Below are 17,965 nucleotides of genomic sequence, written 5' to 3'. Positions count from 1 at the left end.
TTTTTTATATTTAAATATGAGAATTTTATTTTAAAAGTACGTTTAGTTTATTTTTTATATTAATAAATTTTTGCTATTATTAATTTTGAAAAAATTAGAATGGTAAAAAAATGACAAGTCCTACTTTTTTAAGAGATCTTTCTTACGAACAATTACAAGATCTTTCAGAAAATGATATTCAACAGATTTTAAATGCAGAAAATTTATATTGGCAAAATAAGCCATTTACTAAATATTATATTGCAGTAAATGGTGCCAAAACAAAAAATGGTGGGCTTATTCGAGCTTCTGGACACCATTCAAAATTAAAAGGAATTTCACTAGCATTGGTGGGTGATGAAGCAATTTATGCAGATGGTACAACAGCAAAAATTATTACAGGTGCTGGTGAAGCTTTAACTATAGAAGGGCAATCAGTAGCTTTAATTGGTTCCCGTTTAGATAATAATGATGAAATTATAGAGAGTCCAAATAAGTCAGTTTATATATGTATATATAATGATGGGCCAAAACCTTTAGATTTTTTAAATAATAAATAAATGGATAAGTAAGATGTCGAAAGGTTTTGCAATCCATAATGCTATTACTGATCATGGTGGAGTTGTTCCCTCAACTCAAATGATAAGTTCCCAAATGGGTAACTTATTTGTTCGTGCTGGGGATGGGCATGTTTGTCCTAAGTGTAGGTGTTGGTCTACAGTTATTAAAAGTCATGATCATGTGATTTTTGATGGAAAACCAGTTGCTTATGTAGGTGATAAACTGTCGTGTGGGGCTACACTTTTACCTCAACAAAGTCATGTTGTTGGTGAGAGTGGTAGTCCATATTCTTCTTCATCAAAGACAACTACACAGAATAATTTTGTCGAGGAAACAAAACATGAATATGGGCAAAGATTTCTATTACAGGATGAATTAACTGGAGAGCCTTTAGCTACGGTATGTTATGAAATACATAAAAAAAATGGCAGTGTAGTTCACGGCACAACAGATAAAAATGGTTACACTGATTTAATAACAAGTAATGAGATGGAAGAAATCGAGTTAAGAATTATCTCTAAGGAGCATTCACATGGGTAATATTATTGCAACTTTCAGTGACAAATTAAAAAAACTAGATGGGGATATGAAGGCCAAAGCTTCAGTTATTAAACTTAATACTAAAAGACAACTAACCCCAGGTGAAATAGCAATGTCACGGTTAGTCTTTAAAGATGCAATTGATTATTCGAAAGTATGGATTCACATTGGTGGAATGATACATACTAAAACTGGTAATGCGATGACTCCAGCAGGGGAAATGTATTTGCCTAAAGATGACTATATACAAAATCCAGATTTCAGTGCAGCAAAAGGAAATGCACAACATTGGTTCATTCATGAAATGGTGCATGTATGGCAATATCAAATGGGTGTATCGAATGGTTGGTTGGGTCTTAAGCAATTATGTAAAGGCGGTTATACTTCACAAGTTAATTCTGCAGATTCTGGAAGCAATGAGTTAAAAGCTTATGATACAGATATAACTGGAAGAGATTTAAATAAAAAATTTAGCGATTTTAATTTTGAACAACAAGGACGGATTATTGAGTTATGGTTTGATGCTTGTTATTTACAAAATAATTTTCCGACTAGACCTCATCACCAAAAAAGTTTAAAACTTTTAGGGTATGTTGAAAGAATTTTAAGAGATTTCTTGCATAACCCTCATGATAAATCATTACTGCCGAAATCATAATTATGCGTAAAATAAAACTATCTCTAGCTTTAATCTGCACTATTTTAATGAATGTTGGATGTGCCCAACCGATTAGTCATGAGCTAAAAGCCATTGTTAAAAACAATGATTTATGTATCTATACTGATAATAAAAATACATATCTTGATCCAGATAATTATTTCATTGTCTTTGTTGGAGAATATAAGCCGAACCAAAAATTTGAAAGTATTTATGATAAAACTTATCAAGGTAAAGGTGTAAAATTTCCTATTAAATCAGAAGATTGTTTATCTATTCCTGCTTCAGTTTTTGAAGATAAAAAGGTATATGATATTAATTTAGAGTCTAATAAAAATTTCTCTAAGTTAATCTGTATATCTAAAAAGAAAAGTATTTTAAGTGCTAAAGCCGTAAGTCCAGAAGATACGACATGTAATTAAAATTTTAAAATAAATCTATCTGATACCAAGCCATTACCTACCCAGTAATGGCTTTTCTATTTCCACAAACACTCTACTTTAATACGATTGTCATTTCACGCGCTTGACGACAACACAAGCGAATACCATTCTTTGCAAGCTTGTTCTGTTCTTAGTAATTTTAAATATGATCCTTATATATACAATATATGGGAAAGCCCAACTGTTGCTGAGTTTGTTAAATATAAAAATACGACTAAAAGATTTTTAGACTATAATTTAGAATCACAGGCTGAAATTTTGGCTGACTATTGGTTGTTTAAAAATAATTATGATGTGAGTTATATGCTTGAAAGAAATAGAAAGAATGTTGTAGGTAAGAGTAGAGATAAAGTTCTTGCTATGTATGAACAAAAAATTCGTCAAGTAATAAAATAAATACACGAGGAACTATTAAAGTGAAAAATTCGTCTGTTGGTAATAAAGTAATATTGGTTATTTTTGGTATATTTTTCTTGTATTTATGCTATATCGCATTTGGTTTTTTTTCTAAAAAAGAAGAAAATAAAATTAAGGTAAATATAAGTAACTCAGATATCCATTTTCTATTAAATAAAGATGGAATAATAGTTCATGGGTATGAAGTAAGAAGCTTGGTTGATAAGAAAGAAAATAGTTTAGAATATAAGGAAATTTTGCAAAAAAATGTTGAAAAAAGAGTAGCCGAGATTGTTATTGGTAATTATAAAAGCAACGGAATTGAAGAAAAGAAACCTTACTATATTTCTATTTCAAGAGAGGGACTTTTTAATGAACCTGGGGTGGTAATGCAAACATTAAATTTTTGTATTAAAGATCACAATATATTTTCTTCTAAAGGTGACGAAGAAAGCTTTGTACGTGAATGCATTAATTAGTATTACAGTTTTATATTCGTGCTCAATAAGAATATTCTATATCTTCTCTCAAATACAGGAGGATGGCAATGATATATGTTCATAGAGTAACTTTGGGAAAACATAGAAAATTAGCTGAAAAGTGGCTAAGAAAAGCAGCTGAAAATGGCAATAAAGATGCCTTATCACTATTTGAAGAATAGCCATTTTTCTATGATATGGACTTGCTGTTTTGAGGTTTCAATTAGGTGAGGATAATTCTCTAAAGTCCATGTTTCATCGCACCAATCGCAAGCATCGTAGAAAGATTCGAGCCAAGTAGGGTAATAAATTATGTTGTCTGGAAGATTTCTTGGTGCGCCCATAAAACCTGTTTCTAAATTATTGAAAATAGTACATAACTGAACTGGGCTTAGGTTGTTTTCTTGATAATTATTTAAAATATCTAAAAAAAATCTAGCTGCTAATATTTCTGCTTCAATACAATTATATGAAAAAATAGGGTCTGTTAAGTTTATGATTCGTAGTAATAAAGAATTATAGTCATTAAATGGTAGTAGTAATTCGGTAAAAAAATCTATATGAACATCTTCATTTTCTTCAATGTATTTATTAATCTTTTTCGTTCTTTCTTGAGCTGAATATTCTCCATAATAAAGCTCGATATATAAAGACTTTAATGTCATTAGATAACTCTAATCATTTTTATAATGAAAATATATCATACTAAAATATTAGAAATTTCATAATGAACTAAACTATAACTTAAACCTATTAAATAAATTTTATTCCCCAACCGCTCTACTTTAATACGATTGTCATTTCCTACGCTTGACGATAACAAAAGCGAATACTATCCTTTGCGGGCTGGCCTACATTGCCAGTTGGTTTTAGCAGACCATCAGCCAAAGTACACGAAAAAGTAGTAACTTTTTTGTGGAAATCCCTGTGTGCCCCCCTTTGCGGTGGAACGGAAGGGGGACACCCTCGGGTGTGCTGGATTCTTTGGCTCCAGTCTGCTAACCCTCTTTCGTTTCACCACCATTATTTAGCAGTAATGCGGTGAAACTTCTTTTATAGCCAAAGGAGTCCGCTATGCGTACTAATTCTTCTCAATTTTTGGCCTTTGCCAAACGCTCTCTATTTATACCGTTTAAATACTCTCTAAATCGGTTTAATCGACTCTAGGTTTTCTACACCTTAAGAATCGTTAAGACTCAAAAATCATAGCAACAATAAACCCGAGATAGGCGAGCACACCTTTATTGTGCTGCTTTTGCATGCCTGTTTTTAGCACTCAATTTAAGAGTGATGGCATTTCTATCTCTTTTATATACAACAAAAAATTATTTTAAACGGTACAACTATGTCACCTTTAGTACTTTCTACACGTGCTTTAAAAGTTGTGAATAAAGCAATTGATTTATTTCACCATCACGGATTCCATTTAGTAGGCGTCGATAGAATTATCAAAGAGTCTGAAATTACAAAAATGACTTTTTATCATCACTTCCAGTCTAAAGCGCGGTTTATTGAAATCTGCCTACTCGTGCAAAAAGAACGGCTACAAGACAAAGTCATTGCAACGGTGGAATACGACCAAGACTCAAGCGTGAGAGACAAACTCAACAAATTGTATTATTTACACACTGACTTAGAAGGGTCTTATTACCTGTTATTTAAAACCATTTTTGAAACTAAAAATACATATTCCAACGCCTACCAAACTGCCATTCGATATAGAACTTGGCTGACCAATGAAATCTATAGCCAGCTTAGATTACTAAAAGCCGATGCCTCATTTCACGATGCCAAACTACTTCTGCATATAATTGAAGGAACTATTATTCAAAGGCTCACCGATAACCATATAGATGAGCGGGATAAGCAATTCGCATATTTCATAGCAATTCTTTCGTAGAAATATTTAAAAAAATAAAAGCCCGTAATAGGGCTTTTATTTGATAGGACGAGTTAAAACTTAAGTTTTTTAAGACCACGACTCACGCCATTTTGTAGAGCGCCTTTAATAATCGGGCCAATAAAAGGAACGCGGCCTTTAAAGCTAATGGTATAATTCAAACGAGTTCGGTTATTTCCCAAGTCAGTAAATTGCATCACACCGCGATGCGCCTTAATTGGGCTAATGCCGCTTGTAATCGCGTACTCGATCAGTTCATTTTCTTTATAGACTAAATTTGTTTCAACAAATGAAGGTGTAAACGGAATAGACATCTTGCGGGCAGAGCCAACACCGTTACGTGCATCCTTGCCATTACTAATACGAGTGACTTTAGCAGGAGCAAAAAGTTTGCTTAGGTTTTCATGTTCACTCAAGGCTGCAAAAACCTTGTCTATAGGTGCATCAAATTCTTGTACGATGTTGATTTTTTGAGTTTTTAACATCTTGTTCCCTCTAAAGTAAATTTGACATGAGTAATTGTCAGAATTTGAATATTATCACGCTTTTTAATAGTGTGGAATTTTTGTTCAGTTACTTTTAAATGCACAATTTTGAGTGCAGATTTTTATCTTGTGTTTTAAATCGCACTCAAATTGCCCAAAATTAGTATTACTTTTAACCAAAACCGTAATACTAAGCTGGCATGTCCTTTGCATAGTCTTAAGCAATCAAAAGTGATCTAGGGTTCCGATACTTTACGTATGACTGGACCGAGAGTTCACGGTTCCTAGCGAACTACACGGAGGGATAAAAGCCCGGGAGGAAGTCTAAAACTATCCGACAGGAGTAGCTATGAACACTGCAAGTTATCATAACAATCAGGCGATTTGGACCGAACTTTTACCCGGAGGACATCACTGGTCGGGTCGTATCCAAAAGGGAACCATTCTTAGATTTACATCGCTTGGCGCTCAGGCAAATGTTTCTTTGTTTTGTGTAAATGCTGCCGATGTGCTTGAACGTTTTAACATGCCTGACAGTTTAAAAGGGCAACACACCGCCTATTTAAAAGCTTCCAACGTATTGTACTCAGACCATGGCCGTGTCATGGCTTCCATTGTTCATGATGACCATGGTTGGAATGATGCACTTTGTGGCCCAAGCCGACCAGAACAAGTTGAAAAGCAATTTGGTACGCGCACCTTTCAAGATGCCCGCAATGATATGTACCAAAATGGCTTAGACAGTTTACTCATTGAAATGTGTAAATACGGGCTTGCCAGCCAAGACCTGAGTGCCGCGGTTAACCTATTTTCTAAAGTTGTGCCAGATGAAAACGGCGCTTTGTCTTATGTCAGTTCTGACAATACCGATCAAAGCATTGAACTGCGCTTTGAAATGGACTGCTTGCTATTTTTATCTGCTGCACCGCATGGTTTAGACACCAGCCCAAGCTATCAACCTGCCGATATTCAACTTAGTTTATTTAAAGCCAATTCTCTAACAGACAGCGATATTTGTCGTGATGCATGTTCGCAAAATCAGCGTGCATTCCAAAACACAGCCCGCTACTACGCACTTAGCAATATTTAAATCAGGAGAAGCATCATGACAGTTTTACAATCATTTGAAAAAGCAGTTTTAAATGAAGTTTGTCCTGCTGGCGAAGCGTGGATGTGCGAGGTTAAAAAGGGCCAATATTTTCGTATTATTGACCTTGAGGGAAACCAAGCAGTCGATACTTTGTTTATGAGTGCCGAAAACCCGACTGAGCGTTATAGCGCAATGGACACTCTGGCTATCAACCAACAAATCTATTTAGAAAAAGGTACTAAGCTCTATAGTAACTTTGGCCGACCAATTGCGGTTATTCATGATGATAACTGCGGGCGCCATGACACGATTGGCGGTGCTTGTTCATGTGAGAGTAATACGGTTCGCTATGCACATGAAACGTACCCTATGCATAGTTGCCGTAACAACTTTATGTATGCCTTGGCAAAACACCCGATTGCAAAAAAGCATGGGCTAAATGTTCGTCATATTGGCCCAAACATTAACTTTTTTATGAATGTGCCTGTTACGCCAGACGGTCAGCTTAAATTTGATGATGGAATTTCAGGACCGGGTAAATATGTCGAAGTTCGGGCGGAAATGGATTTGATTGTTTTAATTTCAAATTGTCCGCAGCTCAATAACCCATGTAATGCCTATAACCCAACCAAAATTCAACTGGTTGTCCGTGAAGCGGAAGGGGTGTAAGCATGTTCAAAAAAGTTCTGATTGCTAACCGCGGTGCAATTGCCTGTCGCGTCATTCGCACCCTTAAAAAACTCGGGATCGCTTCGGTTGCGGTTTATTCTGAGGCCGACCGTGATTCTTTACACATGACTTTGGCCGATGAGGCTTTCCTCATTGGGCCTGCACCTGCGCATCAAAGTTATTTAAATATTGAAAAAATCCTTGAGGTAGCAAAACAGTCGGGAGCTGAAGCCATTCACCCCGGTTATGGATTTTTGTCTGAAAATGCCGAGTTTTGTGATTTGTGCGAAAGCCAAGGTATTGCGTTTATTGGGCCAACTTCAAGCCAAATGCTCGATTTTGGTTTAAAACATACCGCGCGTGAGCTGGCTATTAAAAGCAATGTGCCTTTACTTCCGGGTAGCTCATTACTTGCCGATGAAGCCGAGGCCTTGTTTGAGGCAGCTCGTATTGGTTATCCAGTCATGCTGAAAAGTACCGCGGGCGGTGGTGGTATTGGTATGCGTCTGGTCTGGAACGAAACCGAGTTAAAAGATGCCTATCAAACCGTGTCTTATTTGGCACAGGTCAATTTTAAAGATGCGGGTTTGTATTTAGAAAAATTTGTACAACACGCACGCCATATCGAAGTGCAAATTTTTGGTGATGGGAAAGGGCAAGTTTTAGCGTTGGGTGAGCGTGATTGTTCGGTGCAACGCCGTAATCAAAAGGTGATTGAAGAAACACCCGCTCCACACCTAAATGAGCAGCAACGTGACTACCTGCAAAAAGTTGCGATTCAACTCATGCAATCGGTGAACTACCGTTCGGCAGGCACGGTTGAGTTTGTCATGGACACCGAAACCCAAGAATTTTATTTCTTAGAGGTCAACACGCGTTTGCAAGTCGAGCACGGTGTGACCGAGCAAGTGTTTGGTGTCGACTTAGTGGAGTGGATGGTTACTTTGGCAAGCGGTGACTGGTCAGCACCCACTGAAAAGTTAGAGCCAACAGGACATTCCATTCAAGTTCGTCTTTATGCCGAAGACCCGATTAAACAGTTCCAGCCGAGTGCAGGTCTACTCACACATGTTAAATTTGACCCGCAAGCCCGAGTCGAAACATGGGTGGAAACAGGTTCAACGGTGTCATCTTTTTATGACCCAATGATTGCCAAAATCATTGTAACTGCTGCAACACGGGACCAAGCTATACAGGCAATGAGTGCCAGTCTTGCCAACACGCAAGTGGCTGGTATCGAAACCAATTTGGAATATTTACAAAACATTATTGCTTGTGATGTGTTTGCTTTAGGTACTCAAACCACTCGGTTTTTAAATACGTTTGAATGGAAAACTCAAAAAATTGAGGTGTTGCAGGCTGGTATTCAAACTGCCATTCAAGACGTAACAGGTCGGTTAGGTTATTGGGATGTTGGTGTGCCACCATCAGGTGCCATCGACCCACTCAGTTTAACTGTAGCAAACCAGCTTTTAGCCAATGAGCCAAATACCGCAGGGCTTGAATGTACCTTGCAAGGGCCAACTTTAAAGTTTCACTGCGACAGCCAAATTGTGATTACGGGCGGTGATATGCCTTCAAAACTTGATGGTGAACTTGTGCCGATGTGGCAAACCATTAATGTGAAAAAAGGCCAGATTTTAAAATGTGGGATTATCCGTTCAGGTTGCCGTAGCTATATAGGCATTAAAGGTGGTTTCGATGTTCCTGACTACTTAGGTTCACAGGCAACTTTCACTTTAGGGCAATTTGGTGGACACGCGGGCCGTAATTTATTAATTGGTGATATGCTGCCGATTACTGAATATTCCGCTCAATCGACCACAGCTTTAGCTCAAGCACAAATTCCTAGCTTTACCCAAAATTGGGAAATTGCAGTGATGTATGGCCCACATGGTGCGCCAGATTTTTTCACCAAACAAGATATTGATACGTTCTTTGCCAATGAGTTTGAAATTCACTATAACTCAAGCCGTACAGGCATTCGTTTAATTGGGCCAAAACCTGAGTGGGCACGTGAAGACGGTGGTGAGGCAGGCTTACATCCTTCCAATATTCACGATAACGCTTATGCGATTGGGGCAATTGATTTTACGGGCGATATGCCAATTATTTTGGGGCCGGATGGTCCGAGCTTAGGTGGTTTTGTTTGCCCTGCGGTAGTCATTCATTCCGAGCTTTGGAAAATTGGGCAGCTAAAAGCAGGCGATAAAGTTAAATTTGTCCCTGTAAGTTATGCGCAAGCAAAAGCACTCGACCAAAAATATCATCAAAGTTTAATCGCGGCTGATACAACTTGTCTTGATTTCAACCCAATCATTCAAGCAGAACCAGCCACTTTAAAAGATGCAGTTTTAGCCACTTTAGACGGTAAAGCTGACTTACCAAGCGTGACCTATCGACCAGCAGGAAATAGCTATTTGTTGGTGGAATATGGTGAGTTAGTACTCGACCTAAATTTACGTTTCCGTATTCATGCGCTCATGCAATGGGTCAAAGATCAAAACATTCAGGGTATTATCGACTTAACACCGGGTATTCGTTCACTACAAATTCATTTTGATTCAATTCAACTCGATCAACTGGAGCTTCTACAGAAACTTCAGCAAGCAGAAGCCGAGTTACCCGATATTCAAAATATGCAGGTACCTTCACGCACTGTCTATTTGCCTTTGGCTTGGGAAGATTCGCAAACTCAGCTTGCCACCGAACGCTACACACAAATTGTTCGACCAGATGCGCCGTGGTGCCCAGACAACGTCGAGTTTATTCGCCGTATTAATGGCTTAGCTTCTAAGCAAGCAGTTAAAGATGTGGTCTATAGTGCGAACTATTTAGTAATGGGTTTAGGCGATGTGTATTTAGGTGCACCCGTGGCGACACCGCTCGACCCACGCCAACGTTTAGTGACCACAAAATATAACCCTGCGCGAACTTGGACACCTGAAAATGCGGTCGGCATTGGCGGTGCTTATATGTGTGTATACGGTATGGAAGGGCCGGGTGGCTACCAGTTTGTTGGTCGTACCACTCAAATGTGGAGTCGTTACCGTAAAAATGCCAACTTCGAAGAAGGTAAACCGTGGTTATTACGCTTTTTTGACCAAGTTAAGTTTTATGAAGTTTCTGAGGCTGAACTTTTAAAAATGCGTGAAGACTTTAAGGCGGGCCGCCTACAACTTCGTATTGAAGAGGGTGTGCTCAACTTAAAAGAATACAACGAGTTTTTAAAAACACATCACGACAGTATTCAAGCCTTTAAAGATATGCAACAAGCTAACTTTGAGGCTGAACGCCGCCGTTGGCACGAAGCGGGCTTGCAAGAATATATTTCTGAAAGCCTAGATGCTGTTGATGAAGGTGAAACCGTGGTGATCCCTGAAGGAGGCTGTGCAGTCGAATCACACATGCCGGGTTCAATCTGGAAAATCGAATGTGCATCAGGAGATATTGTTGAAGAAGGTGCAACCCTTGCAGTGATTGAGGCAATGAAAATTGAAATTCCAATTATTGCACCCGAACGCATGAAAGTTGAAACCATTACTATTGAAAAAGGTCAAACTGTAAAAACGGGACAAGTGCTATTTACCTTGGCACCAGTTGCTTAAACCAAAAGAGAGCATCAATACCGATGCTCTCTTTTTTATTATGCTTCGGTCAAATGCTTTAATACTTTATGACCATGTTCAACCGCTTTTAACTTAATTTCAGACTCTGAATGACCTGATAACGGAGAAACTTCATAAAGCAAGAATGTGCTGCTTAACTGCATTTGCGTATATTGAATTGAATATTGAACCGATTTTAAAAAGCTATCAATTAAGTTTTCTCGTTCATTTACCATATCTGCTTCTTTCTGCCCGACTGTCATACTAATAATGACTTTTTTATCTTTTAATTTGTCGCCCTGAGAGCCATAAGCAAACTGATACGTAAAGACTTCATCAAACCATAACTTCAAAATTGCCGGCATATTAAACCAGAACATTGGATATTGCAGAATGATGGTGTCATGGCGTAACAACGCTTCTTGTTCAGCGCTGACGTCAATTTTATAGTCTGGATAAAGCTGAAAAATATCTCGGACTTCAAGGTCCGGATAGGTTTTTATAAGTTCATTCACTATCGTTTTATTTGCAATTGATTGAGCGTAGTAGGGATGGGCCAAAATAAGTAAAGCCATAATAATGCCTTGTAGCTATAAAAATCATAGTCACTATAATTTTTATAGTATGCGTGTACAATAACTATCAAAGTTGATAGGTGGCGTTAAAAATGGCAAATACTGAAAATAAATGTGAAATCAGCATGAATGGAAAAACTTATCCATGTCATATCAGTATGGCTATGGATTTGGTGGGTGGAAAATGGAAAGGCGTTATTTTGTATTATCTAAAAGATGGGCCAAAACGTTTTAATGAAATCAATCAATTAATGCCAACGATCACAGAAATGACCTTAAGCCTTCAACTCAAGCAATTAGAGCAAAGTGGCTTAATCTCTCGAACCGTTTATGGTGAAAAAGCACCGATTAAAGTGGTCTATGAAATGACAGAATTAGGCCAGTCTTTTAAGCCTGTTTTAGAGTCTTTATCGTTATGGGCACATACAATGATTAATCAATCATAAGACTAAAAATATTAAATTATTGAATAGATTAGACTATTTTAGTGATATTTAATATTATTCTTCATGAATAAAAAAAGGAAATTATTATGAAGAGAATATTATTACTATCATTTATTTTTTTTAATTTACTTACTTCGACATATGCTCAAGAAGTAAAATATAAAAATATTGTAGTTAATTTAAAAGATCACTGGGATATTAGTAAAGGTCAAAATGGAGAACTTGTTGCAATAAAACAGGAGAGTAAACAGGCAATTATAATTTCAATATATTATCCCAAAGGTATAGAAGATGGTATGCAATATCTGGTTGCTTCTCTACAAATTCCTAAACAAGTACTAGTAAAAATGAAAGGGGTAACATTGGTTAATGAGGATATTAATATTCCATTGATTAGTGGTATGAATTATCAAGCTAATGTTTTTACAACTAACTTTGATAAACGTTTTCTTATCAGTGCTTCATCAGGTACTAATGCTGGAGTTGTCTTTGTGACATATGAGGGAGAAGGTAACGATATAAATAAAGCAATTAATGATTTTAAAATTCTAATAAATAATATAAAGATAGAGGCCCCTAAAGATGGATTTCTTTTTAATCAGAATGATTTATTGAAACATAACTAAGAATTAAAAGAGATAGCCCCATCCCTGTGCATGGGGCTTTTTTCTGCCCAAAAATCACTCATAAATACCCATAAAGCCCATCAAAACGACGCTTAAAAACTGGCACATTTTCTGCATCTCATACTAGTAATACAAAAACTGAATTTGGTAATACCAAACTAGAGGTGCGATATGAACGATGTAAAACCTGTGGTTCAACCAAAGCCAACTTTAAAAGCCTTTTTAGTCGAATTGCTCAGCGTACGTGCAGGCGTATATATCAAGCAAAACAATCAGCCGCCTAAAACAAAAGGATAAGACTGTGGCAAAACAAAAGTTGGCTCGAATCAGTATTACCGTACCTGAAACGACCCTCAATGCTCTCGATCAAAAAATTGTCGAGCAGAACTATGAAAGCCGCTCGCAAGCGATTGTCGACATGATTAATAAACACCTGATTGCAGAGCAGGCGCAGGCTAATGAAGTCATGGTGGGCACATTAACGCTACTTTATGACGCAAGCCAAATGACCTTGCGTAATCAATTGGTCGATTTACAACAACAGTTTTTAGCGCAGGTGATTAGTTCACTTCATATTCAACTTGACCAACAAAAGATATTGCAAGTCATGTTAATGCAGGGCGCGAGTTCTGAGCTTAGACAAATTAGCCAGCAATTTATTGTGCTGAAAGGGGTAATCAAAGGACATCTAGAACTGATGGATGCCGTCATGCCGCCTATACAGCAAAATGACTAAATGAGGAGTAGTGTGTTGAAAAAATTATGGACCATTCAAGACTGGAAAACAGCATATCAAAACGGAAAAATTCATCTTGAAGATTTGATTAGTTATGTTGCAGAAATTAAAAATGATGACCATGCATGGATTGAAATAGCCTCGAGCGAGCAGATTCAATCGCAAATTGATGTCTTAAAAGACCAGAATATTGCCGACTTACCACTATATGGTGTGCCATTTGCAGTTAAAGACAATATTGATATTGCTGGTTTTCACACCACTGCCGCCTGTAAAGAAGTTCAATATTTAGCAAACCAAGATGCTGCCGTAGTTGCCAAGCTGAAAAAAGCAGGGGCGATTGTGGTCGGTAAAACCAACCTTGATCAGTTTGCAACGGGACTGGTTGGTGTTCGCTCTCCATACGGTGCAGTAAAAAATAGTTTTAACCCCGAATATATTAGTGGTGGTTCAAGCTCCGGTTCATCAGTGGTGGTTGCCAACGGTATTGTACCTTTTAGTTTGGGGACAGACACGGCGGGGTCAGGGCGTGTACCTGCGGGCCATAACAATATTGTGGGCCTTAAACCTACAAAGGGCTGGTTTTCTACTACAGGTTTAATTCCTGCATGTCGAACCATTGATGTCATTTCTATTTTTGCACTAAATATTGATGATGCTTGGGCAGTCGCCAGTTTAATGCAGGGCTACGATGAAACAGATGAATATTCACGAGCACATCCAGCCAATGTACTAAATCAATTTTCTAAACGAAAAATTGCTATTCCTGCTCAGCTTGAGTTTTATGGTGATCTTGAATCTGAAAAGGCCTTTTTAGTTGCAGTCGAGCGTATCAAAAAACTGGGTTACGAAGTTGAGAGTATTGATTTCAGTGCGTTTAATGAGCTTGCTGTCGCACTGTATAACGATGCTTGGGTGGCAGAAAGAACAGTCGCCGTTGAACGCATGACAACACGTGAAAAGGCTCATCCAGTCATTGCTCAAATTATTGCGCAGGCAGATAAATTCAAGGCAACAGATGCACTTCAAGCCGAATATAACCGCGCCGTACTTGCTCGAAAAATTAATTTGGCTTTACAACCTTTTGATGCCTTGATGGTTCCGACAGCGCCAACCATTTACACCATTGCTGAAGTTGAAGCCGACCCATTGACTAAAAATGCGAACATGGGAGCCTATACCAACTTTGTCAATTTTGCTGATCTTTCGGCTTTAGCTTTACCAAATGTACTCCGTGAGGATGGTCTACCAAGCGGGGTAACCTTTATTGCACCAGCTTGGCATGATCAGGCACTCGCCAATTTTGCGCAGCTTTGGCAAACTGAAACATCGCTGAGTTTAGGTAAATCAACTCAACATTATCAAAAAAGTCTAGAGATCGAATCGAATCATTCAGTACAGCTTGCAGTGGTAGGAGCACACTTAACAGGCATGCCACTTAATTTTCAGCTGACTAGCCGCAATGCCACTTTGCTTAAGAAAACCCAGACAGCAGACACTTATAAACTCTTTGCTTTAAAAAATACCACGCCACCAAAACCAGGGCTGCAATGCGATGCAGCAGGGACATCTATTGAAGTCGAAGTGTGGGATGTTCCTCTAGCAAATTTTGGAGCCATTGTGGCTGAAGTGCCTGCACCACTTGGTATTGGGAACCTGAAACTAAAAGATGGTACATGGGTTAAAGGCTTTATTTGCGAAGCGTATGCCATTCAAGATGCAACCGATATTAGCCATTTTGGAGGCTGGCGAGCCTATATACAGTCGCTCAATCAAACCGCTCAAAGTGTTGTTAGTAAAAATGTTGGGGAAGTTTCTATATGATTAAAAAAGCGTTGTTATCCGTATCTATTTTATCGGCAGTTGTATTGGGTGGATGTGACAATACGGCTAAAGTGCCCGAGGCTAAACAAGATGCTCAGGCAGCCGCAAATACAAAACCAATTACCATCGGATATAGTGATTGGCCGGGCTGGGTGGCTTGGCAAGTGGCTATTGAAAAAGGTTGGTTAAAAGAAGCAGGGCTAAATGTAGAGTTTAAATGGTTTGATTATTCAGCGTCGCTTTCGGCCTTTTCGGCAAATCAGCTCGACGCTGTGTTGGTCACCAATGGCGATAACTTGGTAACTGCTTCAGGCGGTACGCAAGGCATGATGATCATGGCAACGGATTATTCTGCGGGCAATGATGTCATTATTGCAAAAGAGGGCATTAATACCATTCAAGACTTAAAAGGAAAATCGATCGGTGTCGAAAAAGGCTTGGTTGATCATCTTTTATTGGCAACTGCTTTAACCGACCATAACATTAAAGCGAATGAGGTGAAGCTGGTAAATTCAGCGACGAATCAATTACCTCAAGTATTTAATAGCCCCGATATTTCTGCGATTGCTGTTTGGCAACCTGTTGCAGGTCAGGCATTAAAAGCAGTGGCAGGCTCTAAAATTATTTATACTTCTAAAGACAAGCCGGGTTTAATTTATGACACCTTGACCGTCAACATGAGCCATTTAACTGCTCATCAAGAAGAATGGAAAAAAGTCATTCAGGTGTGGGACAAAACCGTTAAATATATTAATGACCCTGCAACCCATGCTGATGCAGTTAAAATCATGGCAAACCGTTCAGGTGTCGACCCAAAACAATATGAGTTGATGGTCAGCGGTACGCATTTATTAGATATCAATGCCAATAAAAAAGTATTTACTAAATCTCAAGGCTTCGATTCGATTTATGGCTCGACCTATCACGTCAATAAATTTAACGTCGAAAATGGTATTTATAAAACTGAACAAAATGTAGATGGGCTGATTTATCCGACACTCATAGAACAGCTCAAATAAGCCAAATAAATAAAAAGCCCAAGTTCAACTTGGGCTTTTTAATGTCTTTCTTATTTTTCTGAACTGACCTGAGTCATACGCGGTATTTTTGGTAAATCTTGTAAAGCTGGGTCAAGCTCATCTTCTTCAGCATGAACTAAATAATCTACCCGTGAACGAAGCTGTTTAAACTCAGGTGTGCTCATTAAGTCGAGTGAGCGTGGACGTGGCAAATTAACTTCAATAATTTCCTTAATTTCACCAGGGTTGGCTTTGAGTGCCACAATTCGGTCTGCCAGTAAAATGGCTTCATCCATGTCATGGGTCACAAAAATAATGGTGATATCAATGTTTTGCCATAAATCCATCAAGTGCTTTTGCATTTTTTGACGGGTATGCGGGTCGAGTGCACCAAAAGGTTCGTCCATGAGTAAAATTTTAGGTTGATTAACCAAAGCTCTAGCAATCGCAACGCGCTGTTTCATACCGCCAGAAAGTTGGTGCGGATACTGATTTTCATATTTTTCCAAACCAATAATATTGATCCATTCACGTGCTTGAGCTTCGGCTGTCATTTGACTAGCGCCGCGCATTTGCGGACCAAACATCACGTTTTCTTTTACAGTTTTCCACGGGAAAAGGGTATAGCCCTGAAATACCATGCCGCGTTCAGGACAAGGTCCCGTAATGCATTCGCCGTCTACTAAAATTTCTCCACTATGATATGGGTCTAAACCCGCAATGACACGGCTCAGTGTCGATTTACCGCAGCCAGAAGGGCCAATCACACAAATAAATTCTCTTTTATGAATTTTTAAATCGAGCTTATTTAAAACAGTACGTTCACTTTGACCATGCTTAAACACTTGGCTCAGTTGTTTAGCTTCTAAAATAACAGGACGTTCATAAATTTTTTGAAAGTATTCATGTGCGTTAAATGTTGAATCGTTCATTATTTTGCTCCTACTTTCCAAGTGAACATCCGCTCACCTAATTTCATTAATACCCAATCACAGACCAGACCAATTACTCCAATAATCAAAATAGCCGCATAGACGTTGTCAAAGTTTTGATAGCGTGCCTGTTGGGTAATAAACCACGTAATACCTGAAGTCGTACCAATCAACTCTGAAACAATTAAGTAGGTCCAAGCCCAGCCCAATAGAACACGTAAGTCACGGTAAATATCAGGCAAGGCAGCAGGAATCACCACATGAAATAAACTTTTGAGCTTATTGGTGCCAAGCGTATAGCCGGCTTCAATTAAGCTTCGATCTACCATTCGGGTGGTATTGGCAATAATTAGAATTTGTTGAAATAGCGTACCAATCACAATAATGGCAATTTTAGGTGCGTCATTAATCCCTAAAATTGCTACTGCAAGTGCGCCAAAGGCGGGAGCGGGTAAGTAACGGAAAAACTCAACAAAAGGTTCTGTTAACAGTGATATTCGCTTAGAAAAACCACACAAAATACCCAGTGGAATCCCAATCAAGGAAGAGATAAAAAAGGCTGAAAATACCAGTTTAATACTGTGCCATAAACTTTGATGAAACCACGGCGAATCAGGTTGTTCTGGTGGTGTGGTAAATGCGGTGACCAAAGCCTTAGCGACTTCATGGGGAGCGGGTAAATAAATTGGATTGACTAAAATACCTTGTGGTGGTGCAGAATTTCGATTGACTGCATTTTGTGCTTCGAGATAGAACACATTTTTATCAACGCGACTGCCTACTTGTAAGTAAGGAACACTGCCTGAACTTGTGATTTGTACTTGAGGATGCCAAACAAAAGGTAAGTAACTGATTGCGCACCAAAGACATATTGGAATAACGAAAGAACAAATACTGAGAATCAGCTTGTTCTTTCGCGTAAATTCCTTTGCAACATAACCCATATCGAGAGCTCCCCATTTTGATCGGTATTACGATTTTCATAAAACGTAATATTGT

General features: G+C 38.4%; 21 protein-coding genes, 1 pseudogene and 1 riboswitch. Of the genes and pseudogenes, 17 read left to right on the top strand and 5 right to left on the bottom strand.

All coding sequences use genetic code 11. The annotated features are described in order from the left end of the window. Positions 1 to 110: 110 nt before the first annotated feature. The 7 genes and pseudogenes from ACLCEG_RS03885 to ACLCEG_RS03855 form a co-directional block, all read left to right on the top strand. Positions 111 to 539: a PAAR domain-containing protein gene (locus ACLCEG_RS03885; RefSeq protein WP_032009787.1), complete on the top strand. Its 429-nt coding sequence runs from the start codon at positions 111 to 113 to the stop codon at positions 537 to 539. A gap of 13 nt (positions 540 to 552) precedes the next feature. Continuing rightward, positions 553 to 1,080: a PAAR domain-containing protein gene (locus tag ACLCEG_RS03880; protein WP_410565988.1), complete on the top strand. Its 528-nt coding sequence runs from the start codon at positions 553 to 555 to the stop codon at positions 1,078 to 1,080. After that, positions 1,073 to 1,738 (top strand): hypothetical protein, encoded by a 666-nt coding sequence (locus tag ACLCEG_RS03875; protein ID WP_032009789.1) that lies wholly within the window; start codon positions 1,073 to 1,075, stop codon positions 1,736 to 1,738. Before ACLCEG_RS03880 ends, ACLCEG_RS03875 begins: the two co-directional genes overlap by 8 nt. Before the next feature lie 2 nt (positions 1,739 to 1,740). Continuing rightward, on the top strand, positions 1,741 to 2,160 hold the full coding sequence (locus ACLCEG_RS03870) for an NF045616 family extracytoplasmic (lipo)protein (RefSeq protein ID WP_410565984.1): 420 nt from the start codon (positions 1,741 to 1,743) through the stop codon (positions 2,158 to 2,160). A gap of 132 nt (positions 2,161 to 2,292) precedes the next feature. Beyond that, complete coding sequence (locus tag ACLCEG_RS03865; protein WP_410565981.1) at positions 2,293 to 2,577, top strand: hypothetical protein; 285 nt, start codon at positions 2,293 to 2,295, stop codon at positions 2,575 to 2,577. Positions 2,578 to 2,597: 20 nt separating this feature from the next. After that, a complete protein-coding gene (locus ACLCEG_RS03860; RefSeq protein WP_396482335.1) occupies positions 2,598 to 3,056 on the top strand; it encodes a hypothetical protein in 459 nt (152 codons plus the stop codon). A gap of 107 nt (positions 3,057 to 3,163) precedes the next feature. Next, a pseudogene (locus tag ACLCEG_RS03855) lies at positions 3,164 to 3,238 on the top strand (sel1 repeat family protein); the annotation flags it as partial. On the opposite strand, the gene ACLCEG_RS03850 reads toward ACLCEG_RS03855, so the two are convergent. Further along, positions 3,224 to 3,721, bottom strand: coding sequence for a hypothetical protein (locus tag ACLCEG_RS03850; protein WP_410565978.1), 498 nt, complete (start codon positions 3,719 to 3,721; stop codon positions 3,224 to 3,226). The pseudogene ACLCEG_RS03855 and the gene ACLCEG_RS03850 sit on opposite strands and share 15 nt — an antisense overlap. Positions 3,722 to 4,401: 680 nt before the next feature. Between ACLCEG_RS03850 and ACLCEG_RS03845 the strand changes: the two genes are divergently transcribed. Then, entirely contained in the window at positions 4,402 to 4,956 is a 555-nt protein-coding gene (locus tag ACLCEG_RS03845; protein ID WP_410565975.1) for a TetR/AcrR family transcriptional regulator, read from the top strand. 53 nt (positions 4,957 to 5,009) lie between these two features. On the opposite strand, the gene ACLCEG_RS03840 is transcribed toward ACLCEG_RS03845, so the two are convergent. After that, positions 5,010 to 5,441, bottom strand: coding sequence for an SRPBCC family protein (locus ACLCEG_RS03840; protein WP_410565972.1), 432 nt, complete (start codon positions 5,439 to 5,441; stop codon positions 5,010 to 5,012). Between the two features lie 225 nt (positions 5,442 to 5,666). Continuing rightward, positions 5,667 to 5,762: riboswitch (guanidine-I (ykkC/yxkD leader) on the top strand. 28 nt (positions 5,763 to 5,790) lie between these two features. Here ACLCEG_RS03840 and ACLCEG_RS03835 point away from each other — a divergent pair. From ACLCEG_RS03835 to uca, 3 genes are read left to right on the top strand one after another with little or no spacing between them, the layout of a single operon-like run. Then, positions 5,791 to 6,531 carry an urea amidolyase associated protein UAAP1 gene (locus tag ACLCEG_RS03835; protein ID WP_410565969.1) on the top strand — a complete coding sequence of 247 codons (741 nt, stop codon included), beginning with the start codon at positions 5,791 to 5,793 and terminating at the stop codon, positions 6,529 to 6,531. Positions 6,532 to 6,546: 15 nt separating this feature from the next. Next, entirely contained in the window at positions 6,547 to 7,200 is a 654-nt protein-coding gene (locus ACLCEG_RS03830) for an urea amidolyase associated protein UAAP2 (RefSeq protein ID WP_000217380.1), read from the top strand. A gap of 2 nt (positions 7,201 to 7,202) precedes the next feature. Beyond that, complete coding sequence (gene uca / locus ACLCEG_RS03825; RefSeq protein ID WP_410565966.1) at positions 7,203 to 10,808, top strand: urea carboxylase; 3,606 nt, start codon at positions 7,203 to 7,205, stop codon at positions 10,806 to 10,808. A gap of 38 nt (positions 10,809 to 10,846) precedes the next feature. Here the strand turns inward: uca and ACLCEG_RS03820 are convergent, their stop codons facing one another. Beyond that, a complete protein-coding gene (locus ACLCEG_RS03820; RefSeq protein ID WP_410565963.1) occupies positions 10,847 to 11,383 on the bottom strand; it encodes an NAD(P)H-dependent oxidoreductase in 537 nt (178 codons plus the stop codon). Between the two features lie 92 nt (positions 11,384 to 11,475). On the opposite strand from ACLCEG_RS03820, the gene ACLCEG_RS03815 reads away from it, so the two are divergent. The 6 genes from ACLCEG_RS03815 to ACLCEG_RS03790 all read left to right on the top strand — a co-directional run bounded on the left by ACLCEG_RS03815 (position 11,476) and on the right by ACLCEG_RS03790 (position 16,034). Beyond that, a complete protein-coding gene (locus tag ACLCEG_RS03815) occupies positions 11,476 to 11,829 on the top strand; it encodes a winged helix-turn-helix transcriptional regulator (RefSeq protein WP_191108417.1) in 354 nt (117 codons plus the stop codon). Between the two features lie 86 nt (positions 11,830 to 11,915). Continuing rightward, a complete protein-coding gene (locus tag ACLCEG_RS03810) occupies positions 11,916 to 12,455 on the top strand; it encodes a hypothetical protein (protein ID WP_410565959.1) in 540 nt (179 codons plus the stop codon). A 171-nt stretch (positions 12,456 to 12,626) separates the two neighbouring features. After that, positions 12,627 to 12,752, top strand: coding sequence for a hypothetical protein (locus ACLCEG_RS03805; protein ID WP_001000625.1), 126 nt, complete (start codon positions 12,627 to 12,629; stop codon positions 12,750 to 12,752). Between the two features lie 4 nt (positions 12,753 to 12,756). After that, a complete protein-coding gene (locus ACLCEG_RS03800; protein ID WP_001118705.1) occupies positions 12,757 to 13,191 on the top strand; it encodes a CopG family ribbon-helix-helix protein in 435 nt (144 codons plus the stop codon). Positions 13,192 to 13,203: 12 nt separating this feature from the next. Next, on the top strand, positions 13,204 to 15,015 hold the full coding sequence (gene atzF, locus ACLCEG_RS03795) for an allophanate hydrolase (RefSeq protein ID WP_410565956.1): 1,812 nt from the start codon (positions 13,204 to 13,206) through the stop codon (positions 15,013 to 15,015). Next, positions 15,012 to 16,034, top strand: coding sequence for an ABC transporter substrate-binding protein (locus ACLCEG_RS03790; protein WP_410565953.1), 1,023 nt, complete (start codon positions 15,012 to 15,014; stop codon positions 16,032 to 16,034). The genes atzF and ACLCEG_RS03790 overlap by 4 nt, the downstream gene beginning before the upstream one ends. Positions 16,035 to 16,084: 50 nt before the next feature. On the opposite strand, the gene ACLCEG_RS03785 is transcribed toward ACLCEG_RS03790, so the two are convergent. Both ACLCEG_RS03785 and ACLCEG_RS03780 read right to left on the bottom strand, forming a co-directional pair. Beyond that, on the bottom strand, positions 16,085 to 16,966 hold the full coding sequence (locus ACLCEG_RS03785; RefSeq protein WP_191012993.1) for an ABC transporter ATP-binding protein: 882 nt from the start codon (positions 16,964 to 16,966) through the stop codon (positions 16,085 to 16,087). Continuing rightward, the gene (locus ACLCEG_RS03780; protein WP_039248199.1) at positions 16,966 to 17,910 is read right to left on the bottom strand and encodes an ABC transporter permease; all 945 of its coding nucleotides are present in this window, start codon (positions 17,908 to 17,910) and stop codon (positions 16,966 to 16,968) included. Before ACLCEG_RS03780 ends, ACLCEG_RS03785 begins: the two co-directional genes overlap by 1 nt. Positions 17,911 to 17,965: the final 55 nt, after the last annotated feature.

The organism is Acinetobacter sp. H1(2024) (genome assembly GCF_046557555.1).
Taxonomy (GTDB): Bacteria; Pseudomonadota; Gammaproteobacteria; order Pseudomonadales; family Moraxellaceae; genus Acinetobacter; species Acinetobacter seifertii.
Note: the sequence above shows the minus strand (reverse complement) of the source record. Positions and strands in the feature narration are given on the sequence as shown.